General features: G+C 67.5%; 6 protein-coding genes. 4 read left to right on the forward strand and 2 right to left on the reverse strand.

The window, feature by feature from the left end:
- The first annotated feature begins 18 nt into the window (after positions 1–18).
- The 3 genes from ACTHK2_RS05520 (at position 19) to ACTHK2_RS05530 (ending at position 2,947) form a co-directional block, all read left to right on the forward strand.
- Positions 19–948, forward strand: coding sequence for a nucleoside hydrolase (locus ACTHK2_RS05520; protein ID WP_440244697.1), 930 nt, complete (start codon positions 19–21; stop codon positions 946–948).
- Positions 949–1,025: 77 nt separating this feature from the next.
- A complete protein-coding gene (locus ACTHK2_RS05525) occupies positions 1,026–1,268 on the forward strand; it encodes a type B 50S ribosomal protein L31 (RefSeq protein WP_440244698.1) in 243 nt (80 codons plus the stop codon).
- A gap of 383 nt (positions 1,269–1,651) precedes the next feature.
- A complete protein-coding gene (locus tag ACTHK2_RS05530; protein WP_440244699.1) occupies positions 1,652–2,947 on the forward strand; it encodes a citrate synthase in 1,296 nt (431 codons plus the stop codon).
- Between the two features lie 78 nt (positions 2,948–3,025).
- Here ACTHK2_RS05530 and ACTHK2_RS05535 read toward each other — a convergent pair whose 3' ends face one another.
- Positions 3,026–3,619 (reverse strand): hypothetical protein, encoded by a 594-nt coding sequence (locus tag ACTHK2_RS05535; RefSeq protein WP_440244700.1) that lies wholly within the window; start codon positions 3,617–3,619, stop codon positions 3,026–3,028.
- A 17-nt stretch (positions 3,620–3,636) separates the two neighbouring features.
- On the reverse strand, positions 3,637–6,123 hold the full coding sequence (locus tag ACTHK2_RS05540; protein WP_440244701.1) for a penicillin-binding protein 1A: 2,487 nt from the start codon (positions 6,121–6,123) through the stop codon (positions 3,637–3,639).
- 235 nt (positions 6,124–6,358) lie between these two features.
- Here ACTHK2_RS05540 and pilM point away from each other — a divergent pair.
- Positions 6,359–7,194: type IV pilus assembly protein PilM (pilM, locus tag ACTHK2_RS05545; RefSeq protein ID WP_440244702.1), on the forward strand; the 836-nt coding region annotated here is incomplete at its 3' end.

Genomic DNA, 7,194 nt, shown 5'->3' on the forward strand with positions numbered 1-7,194 from the left:
CGTACCGATAATGCCGCGATGTCGACACTGCTGATCGATACCGACCCGGGCGTCGACGACGCGCTCGCGATCCTCATGGCGCATGCGCACGCGCGTATCGCGGGCCTGTGCATCGCCGCGGGCAACGTCGGCCTCGCGCACACGGCCCGCAATGCGCTCAAGCTGGTCGAGACGCTCGGCGTGGACATCCCGGTGTTCGCGGGCTGCCCGTCGCCGCTCGTGGTGCCGGCGCCGGGAGCGGGTTTCGTGCACGGCGAGGACGGATTCGGCGACACCGCCTACCTTCCGGCGACGCGCCGCGCGGCGGACGAACATGCGGCGGCGGCGATCGTGCGCCTCGCGCGCGAACGGCCGGGCGAACTCACCCTCGTCGCGCTCGCGCCATTGACGAATCTCGCGCTCGCGCTGAGGCTCGATCCGGACTTGCCGTCGCGCTTCGCGCGCCTCGTCGTCATGGGCGGCGCGGTGACCGGGCGCGGGAACATCCATCTCGCGCCGGTCGAGTTCAACATCGGCTTCGATCCTGAAGCCGCGCACGTCGTGTTCTCCGAGTGGCCGCAGTTGGACCTCGTCGACTGGGAAGCGTGCCTGCGCCACGCGATGACGTTCGATGCGTTCGAGCGCATGCTCGATGCCGGTGCTGAGCGTGCGAGGTTCTACGCGGCGATCTCGCGCAAGGCGCGCGCGTTCAACCGCTCGCGTGGCCGCGGCATGATCGCGGCCGACGCGCTCGCGATGGCGGTCGCGCTGGATCCTTCGATCGTCGTGCAGTCCGAGCGCCATCACGTCGCGATCGAACTCGCATCCGGGCTCGGTCGGGGCGCGACCGTCGTCGACTGGCATGACCGCCTCGGCGGCCGGCCGAACGCGAACATCGTGCTCGAGGTGGACCAGGGCCGGTTCGAGGCGCTGGTCGCGGCGGCCCTCGGCGCGGAAGGGCAAGGCTGAGCCCGCGGCTTGCGCCGGCGCGCGGAAGCGGGCTAAACTACCGCTCTTTTATCGCGGCCGAACCGCGGAGCCAGCCCATGAAAGCCGACATCCATCCGAACTACAAGCCGGTCGTGTTCCAGGACATCTCGAGCGATTTCTCGTTCCTCACGAAGTCGACGATGAGCAGCAAGGAAACGATCAAGTGGGAGGACGGCGAGGAATATCCGCTGATCAAGGTGGAAATCTCCAGCCACTCGCACCCGTTCTTCACGGGCAAGCAGAAGATCGTGGATACCGCGGGCCGCGTCGACAAGTTCCGCCGCCGCTACGCCAAGTAAGGTCAGGATGGCCTTATCCCCACAGTACTGGATGTACGTTGATCCGGGGTCCAGCCAGGACGACCTTGTCCCGCACGTTGATCCGGGGCCCGGCTCCACCCGGCACCGGTGTCCCGACGACGCGCTGATGCGCGGCCGGACATGTCTCGATCCGTTCCGAACGCCGGCCTCGTGCCGGCGTTCGCGTTCGTGCGCCTCGTGCATGCCTGTCGTACGACCATCGTTTACGCCTCGTTTGCCGTACGCGGCGTACCCTCGTGGGTGCTCCATGCAATAATTGCGTGTTGATCGCGGTCCATCATCGTGATCACCGAATGCATCCATCGTGCAGGACGTGGCGCCGCATCGGCCGGCCGCGCCTGCGGCGCCAGCAGGAGCTCCCCATGCCAGACACCAAGACCGTCCAGCTCACCGATCCCGCGACCAACAAAGCCGTCAGCCTGCCGGTCGTCACCGGTACGCTCGGCGATCCCGCGTTCGACATCGGCAAGCTCAACAAGGAAACCGGCTACTTCACGTTCGACCCCGGCTTCATGTCGACCGCGGCGACGCGCAGCGCGGTCACCTTCATCGACGGCGACGCCGGCGTGCTGCTCTATCGCGGCTATCCGATCGACCAGCTGGCCAAGCAGTCGAACTTCCTCGAGGTCGCCTACCTGCTGATCAACGGCGAACTGCCGAATGCGGCGCAGAACGCCGCGTTCGAGCACGAGATCACGCATCACACGATGATGCACGAGGCGCTGAAGAACTTCCTGCACGGGTTCCATTACGACGCGCATCCGATGGCGATGCTGTGCGCCTCGATCGCGTCGCTGTCGGCGTTCTACCACGACACGCTCGACCTCAACGATCCGGAGCAGCGTCGCCTCGCTGCGATCCGCCTGATCGCCAAGATGCCGACGATCGCCGCGGCCGCGTACCGCTACTCGATCGGCTGGCCGATCCGCTACCCGCGCAACAACCTCGACTACGTCACGCGCTTCCTGCACATGATGTTCGAGGTGCCGAGCGAACCGCTCGACCTCAACCCGGTGGCGGCGAAGGCGCTCGACCTGCTGTTCATCCTGCATGCCGACCACGAACAGAACGCGTCGACCTCGACCGTGCGCCTGGTCGGCTCGACCGGTGCGAACCCGTACGCGTGCGTCGCCGCGGGCATCGCCGCGCTGTGGGGCCCTGCCCACGGTGGGGCGAACGAGGCCGTGCTGAAGATGCTCGGCGAGATCGGCGACGCGAAGAACGTCGGCAAGGCGGTCGAGAAGGCGAAGGACAAGAATTCCGGCTTCCGCCTCATGGGCTTCGGCCACCGCGTCTACAAGAACTTCGATCCGCGCGCGACGATCATCCGCGAGATGTGCCACAAGGTGCTCAAGGACCTCAACGTCAGCGATCCGCTGCTCGACGTCGCGATGGAGCTCGAGCAGGCGGCGCTCAAGGATTCCTACTTCGTCGAACGCAAGCTGTATCCGAACGTCGATTTCTACTCGGGCATCATCTACAAGGCGCTGAAGATCCCGACCGAGATGTTCACCGTGATGTTCGCGATCGCGCGCACCGCAGGCTGGGTCGCGCACTGGCTCGAGCAGCACAACGACGCCGAGACGAAGATCGGCCGTCCGCGGCAGATCTACACGGGCTCGGCCAAGCGCGACTACGTGGCGATCGCCGGGCGCTGACCCTGCAGGCGGCGCTCGCGCCGGCGCAGCCCGCTCCGCGCGAGTCCACGCCGCCGCATCGTGCAGCGGCGGCCTCGCTCATGGCTCCTGCAGCAATGCCTCCAGCATCGCCGCCGTCGCGCGGCGCATCGGTTTCTCGCTGACGCGATCGAGCGGCGCCTGGCGCAGCAGGTCGTAAGGCAGCACCGTGAGGTCGATCGGCGTGTCGCCCGCGTTGAAGCGCAGCGCCGGATACTCGCGCGCGGTATCGCGGTCGACACGGATGCGGCGCGACTCCTCGTCGTAGGCGATGCGCCGTTCCTGCAGCAGGCCCATCACTGCATTCGGCTGGTCGGTGTACAGGTGCAGGCACACGGCCGAGTGCTCGTCGGCGGTGCCTTCGAGCACGGCACCGACGAGTCGCGGCTCGAAGCCCGCGAAGAACCGCATCGCCTCGCGCGCGGCCTCGCGGCGCTCGCGCAGGATGCGCGGCTGGTCTTCGGCATGGAACAGGCGCTGGTATTCGCGCAGCGCGTCCTCGATCTCGATGTTCTTCGGCAGGCAGGTTTCGTCGAAGATGCCGAGGCGAGCGGCCGCCTTTTCCTTAGCCTGGCGGTAATCGCGCAGCCCCGTTTCGCTGATCAGGCGCGCCGCTTCGAGCGCGATGCGACGACGTGCTTCCTGCGTACGCATGGCACCGCGACCACCCATCAGAACACGTCGTAGGCTTCGTGCTGCTCGCTGGTTTCGTCGGTCGGCGGCGGCTGGGAAGCGAGGCGCGTCGCGTCCTCGGTCTTCATGACCTCGAGGATCGCGCCGGGGTCACCTGCCGCGGCGAGCAGCCCGGTGGCGGCATCGATGCGCACGCGCGCGATGCCGGGCGGCATGTCGAACGGCTGCTCGGGCACGTCCTTGAGCGCGACGCGCATGAAGTCGATCCAGATCGGCAGGGCGGCCTTGGCACCGAACTCGCCGCGACCGAGCGAGCCGAAGTCGTCGAAGCCGACCCAGCAGCTGGCGACGAGCCTCGCATTGAAGCCGGAGAACCACGCGTCGCGGTGGTCGTTGGTCGTGCCGGTCTTTCCGGCGAGGTCGTTGCGCTTGAGGGTCATCGCGGCCGAGCCGGTGCCGCGCCGGACCACGTCGCGCATGAGCGAGGTGACGAGGTAGGCATTGCGCGCATCGATCGCACGCGGCGCGCTGTGCGTGTCGTTGCCGCCGTCGTGGGCGGCGGCGGGTGCCGCGGCGTGCGCGTCGCCGAGTGGATTGAGCGCGCTCGTCGCCGCCGCGCCATCCGCGACCGGCGTTGCCGGCGCATCGGCGAGTGCGTGCTCCGGGCAGGTGGCGCAGACGACGGCGGGATCGGCGCGGTAGACGACCTTGCCGTCGCGGTCGGCGATCTCGCTGATCAGGTACGGGTCGACGAGGTAGCCGCCGTTCGCGAACACCGCGTAGCCGCGCGCCATCGCGATCGGCGCGACCGACGCGGTACCGAGCGCCATCGACAGGTTCTCCGGGATCTGTTCCGGCGCGAGGCCGAAGCGCGTGATGTATTCGCGCGCGTAGCGCACGCCGATCGCGTCGAGCAGCCGGACCGAGACGAGGTTCACCGACTTCACGAGCGCCTCGCGCAGGCGGATCGGGCCCTGGAACGTGTCGTCGTCGTTCTTCGGCGTCCAGACGCCGTCGGGCTTGGACGGATCGGGGAACTGCACCGGCGCGTCGTTGAGCACCGACGCGGGCGTGAAGCCGTGGTCGAACGCCGCCGAATAGAGGAACGGCTTGAAGCCGGATCCCGGCTGGCGCGCACTCTGCGTCGCGCGGTTGAACTTGCTGCGCTGGAAGCTGAAGCCGCCGACGAGGCTGCGCACCGCGCCGTCCTGCGGATCGAGCGCGACGAGCGCGGCCTCGGCGCCGGGCAGCTGTGCCAGGCGCCACGCGCCCTCGGCGTTGCGCGCGACGCGCACGATGTCGCCGCGCTTGAGCACGTCGGCGACCGACTTCGGCGCGCCGCCGCGGCGGTCCTCGTCGATGCGCGGGCGCGCCCAGGCAACGGCGGGCAACTCGAGCGAGATGCTCTGACCGTCGGCGAGATAGAGCGTGGCCGCTTCGCGGTCGACGTCGATGACGAGCGCGGGCGGCAGGCCCCCGATCGGGCGGTACTCGTCGAGCGCCTCGCTCCACGCGTCCTTGCCGGCATCGGCCGGGAGGTCCTTGTGGCCCTCGGCACCGCGCCAGCCGTGGCGCTCGTCGTAAATCATGAGGCCGTTGCGCAGCGCGCTGTTGGCCGCTTCCTGCAGGGTCGCATCGAGCGTGGTCCTGACGCGGTAGCCGTCGGTCAGTGCGTTGTTGCCGAGGCGCTCGATCGCCTCCAGGCGCACGAGTTCGGCGAAGTAGGAGGCATCGACCTCGACCGGCGCCTCGTGGGGTTGCGCGACATCGGGTTCGTTGATCGCCGCGTCGTACGCGGCCTGGTCGATGAAGCGGTTCTCCAGCATGCGGCCGAGCACGTAGCCGCGGCGCTCGCGCGCGCGCTGCGGCCGGCTGAGTGGATTGCCGGTCGAAGGGAACTTCGGGATCGAGGCGAGCATCGCGCACTCGGCGAGGCTCAGCTGGTCGAGCGTCTTGCCGTAGTAGAACTCGGCGGCGGCGGCGACGCCGTACGAGCGGTGACCGAAGAAGCTCTTGTTGAGGTAGAGCTCGAGGATCTCGTCCTTGCTCAGCGCGTTCTCGATGCGGAAGGCGAGGAAGATCTCCGACAGCTTGCGCGTATAGCTGACTTCCGGGCTCAGGAAGAACATGCGCGCGACCTGCTGCGTGATCGTGCTCCCGCCGGCGACGTGCTTGCTGCCCGTCGTCACGGTGAGCCAGACCGCGCGGGCGATGCCGCCGAGGTCGATGCCGCGATGGCTGTAGAAGTCGGCATCCTCGGCGGCGAGGAACGCCTGCTTGAGCTGCGCCGGCACGTTCTCGATGCGCACCGGCGTGCGCTTGGTCTCGCCGAACGTGGCGATCAACTTGCCGTCGGCGCTGTCGATGCGCAGGGGCACCTGCAGGCGCACGTCCTTGAGCGTGTCGACCGATGGAAGACGGGGCGCGATGAGCCAATAGGCGGTGCCGAGCGCGAGTCCGCCGAGGAGGACACCGGCCAGCGCCAGATACAGCGCATAGCGCAGCAGGCGGAGAAAGATCGTCATGCGGCGGGACTTGTGATGCCAGTCAAAGTATGTGCGGTAAGTGTCAGAGTATAGAGCGTATGCTGTATTGCCGGACAGGCGTCGGAACCGGCACTACTGGGGAAATCTCGGATAAGCCACTGTCTCGCCTCAAGTTTGCCACAGGGCTGGACAGCTGTTGAAAAACCGTTAATCATCGTATTTAATGTAACGGCGCATCTTTCGCTCGTAAGAGCGCGTGGGAAGGGGAAAAAGTGTGGGCCTGTTCACACCCAAAGCGCCGCCACTGATCGGCGTCGACATCAGCTCCACCGCCGTGAAGCTCCTTCAGCTGGGGCAGTCGGGCGGCCGTTACCGCGTCGAACACTACGCGGTCGAACCGTTGCCACCCAACGCGGTCGTCGAAAAGAACATCGTCGAGGTCGAGGCTGTGGGCGAAGCGATTCGCCGCGCCTTCAACCGCTCGGGCGCGCGCACGAAGTTCGCGGCTGCGGCGGTGGCCGGTTCGGCGGTGATCACCAAGGTGATCCCGATGCCGGGCGACCTGTCCGACGAGGACATGGAATCGCAGATCCAGGTCGAGGCGAACCAGTACATCCCGTACCCGATCGAGGAAGTCAGCCTCGACTTCGAGGTGCTCGGCCCGATCAAGGACAACCCGGACATGGTCAATGTCCTGCTCGCCGCCTCGCGCACCGAGAACGTCGACCTGCGCGTCGCCGCGCTCGACCTCGGTGGGCTCGGCGCGAAGGTCATGGACGTCGAAGCGTTCGCGATGGAGAACGCGTTCAAGCTCATCGCCGACCAGCTCTCGGTGCCGAAGGACGCGGTCGTCGCGGTCGTCGACGTCGGCGCTACGATGACGACGCTGATCGTGCTGAAGAACCAGCGCACGATCTACTCGCGCGAGCAGGTCTTCGGCGGCAAGCAGCTGACCGACGAGGTCATGCGCCGCTACGGCCTCAGCTACGAGGAGGCCGGCCTCGCCAAGCGCCAAGGCGGCCTGCCGGAGTCGTACGAATCCGAGGTGCTCGAGCCGTTCAAGGAAGCGATGGTCCAGCAGATCAGCCGCCTGCTGCAGTTCTTCTTCGC

The organism is Dokdonella sp. (genome assembly GCF_051958935.1).
GTDB lineage: Bacteria > Pseudomonadota > Gammaproteobacteria > Xanthomonadales > Rhodanobacteraceae > Dokdonella_A.

What these genes read in the sequence shown, in the direction of transcription:
- ACTHK2_RS05520 (WP_440244697.1), top strand. Translation starts at nt 19, where the DNA reads ATGTCGACACTGCTGATCGATACCGACCCGGGCGTCGACGACGCGCTC.
- ACTHK2_RS05525 (WP_440244698.1), top strand. Translation starts at nt 1,026, where the DNA reads ATGAAAGCCGACATCCATCCGAACTACAAGCCGGTCGTGTTCCAGGAC.
- ACTHK2_RS05530 (WP_440244699.1), top strand. Translation starts at nt 1,652, where the DNA reads ATGCCAGACACCAAGACCGTCCAGCTCACCGATCCCGCGACCAACAAA.
- ACTHK2_RS05535 (WP_440244700.1), bottom strand. Translation starts at nt 3,619, where the DNA reads ATGCGTACGCAGGAAGCACGTCGTCGCATCGCGCTCGAAGCGGCGCGC.
- ACTHK2_RS05540 (WP_440244701.1), bottom strand. Translation starts at nt 6,123, where the DNA reads ATGACGATCTTTCTCCGCCTGCTGCGCTATGCGCTGTATCTGGCGCTG.